The 1198-nt window shown below is 57.6% G+C and carries 2 protein-coding genes and 3 pseudogenes; 2 read left to right on the top strand and 3 right to left on the bottom strand.

The window, feature by feature from the left end; translation table 11 throughout:
- Together JQK88_RS35405 and JQK88_RS35400 are read left to right on the top strand one after the other, a co-directional pair.
- Nucleotides 1–126: pseudogene (locus JQK88_RS35405) on the top strand (IS630 family transposase); the annotation flags it as partial.
- Between the two features lie 61 nt (nucleotides 127–187).
- Entirely contained in the window at nucleotides 188–496 is a 309-nt protein-coding gene (locus tag JQK88_RS35400; RefSeq protein ID WP_246750190.1) for a DUF2285 domain-containing protein, read from the top strand.
- Between the two features lie 58 nt (nucleotides 497–554).
- On the opposite strand, the gene JQK88_RS35395 is transcribed toward JQK88_RS35400, so the two are convergent.
- The 3 genes and pseudogenes from JQK88_RS35395 to JQK88_RS35390 all read right to left on the bottom strand — a co-directional run.
- A complete protein-coding gene (locus tag JQK88_RS35395) occupies nucleotides 555–824 on the bottom strand; it encodes a hypothetical protein (protein ID WP_203281214.1) in 270 nt (89 codons plus the stop codon).
- Between the two features lie 37 nt (nucleotides 825–861).
- Nucleotides 862–1062 (bottom strand): annotated as a pseudogene (locus tag JQK88_RS37930) (Y4oE-related protein); the annotation flags it as partial.
- A gap of 26 nt (nucleotides 1063–1088) precedes the next feature.
- Nucleotides 1089–1198: pseudogene (locus JQK88_RS35390) on the bottom strand (IS630 family transposase); the annotation flags it as partial.

Raw genomic sequence — 1198 nt, 5'->3', positions numbered from 1 at the left:
TTCATCGAAACCCACAACGAAAACCCCACCCCTTACAAGTGGGTCAAATCCGCCGACCAGATCCTCGCATCGGTCAAGCGTTTCTGCCAGAAGACAATGAACCGAACTTCAGATTCAGGTGACTAGCCCAGGGGAACATTATGGTGAGGCAACGGAAAGATCGTTCGGGAGCAGTTCAGGCGATGCAATGCGCTTCTCTCCCAGATTGTCGCGCTATAGAGGGCTGTTTCCCGATTCAGAACGCAAGATCGGTGATGAAGCGCCGGACTTGGCCAAGGTCACGGCTTATGATGTGGCGCACATCCCGACGTACGCGGGCCTGCTGATGGCAGAAGCGGAGGGTGTCGACTGGCGCCACGTAGCGCGTGTCACCCTGAACATCGACCCCGAGCGTGCGCCAAAACGGGCGCGTCGGGCCTGGATATCGCATTTAGCGCGGGCGCGGTGGCTGGCGACGAACGGCCTTTGGGAACTTCAGAGCGATTCGTTGCAATAAGACATCGCTGCTATTGCGGCCGATAACGTTGAGCAAGCGAACCGCGCAGCGACTGCATTCATCGCGGACGATTCGGGTTCCTAATCGGCTGGACCTTGATGGCCGGCTCGCCTAGGTTCGAAATGCGAACCATCAATTTCCTGCGTTGGCTGCGAGTTAATGGCGCAAACCGCAGATAGCCCTTTTTCACAAAGCGCTCGTTGGTCTGGTTGCGTTTCGAGCGGATTCCGGCCGGTCCAAGATGGTCGACCTGCCGGCGGGCAAGATCAACTAAATCCAAACGATTTCGATTTGATCTGCTGACTCGAATTCTGACACCAAGATACATTGGTCGACGCTCCTTCCAGGGCCGATATGGAACGCTATCAGAGATGTCCGCCAAATGGTAGGAGCATGCCAAGACCCCGGGCGTTCACGACATCGTCGCTGCGCCGCCCAACTTTGCAAAAAACCGCAAACCAGAAGCGATAGTCGCGCTCGCGCCCGTCAAAGTGGGCCGTCAAGGCGCAATGGGCTGCGGCAGTGGTCGCATCCGACCCGTAGACATCGAGAGCAGCCTCGGCCGCTTCCTCGGGACTAGAGCACGTCCTGTTTAATCCGGTTCATATCCTGCGGCTTTGAAGTAGTTGGCACATTCGGCTGGGGTGAAGAGGTCGACGACCGCGCCGACCGCGTCCCACAGAGTCTTGATGGTTCTCTCGG

The sequence above is a fragment of the Mesorhizobium caraganae genome (assembly GCF_016836705.1).
Taxonomy (GTDB): Bacteria; Pseudomonadota; Alphaproteobacteria; order Rhizobiales; family Rhizobiaceae; genus Mesorhizobium; species Mesorhizobium caraganae.
This window is presented reverse-complemented; position numbering and strand designations above follow the sequence as displayed.

Coding starts and splice junctions, on each gene's coding strand:
- JQK88_RS35400 (WP_246750190.1), top strand. CDS start 188: ATGCGCTTCTCTCCCAGATTGTCGCGCTATAGAGGGCTGTTTCCCGAT.
- JQK88_RS35395 (WP_203281214.1), bottom strand. CDS start 824: ATGTATCTTGGTGTCAGAATTCGAGTCAGCAGATCAAATCGAAATCGT.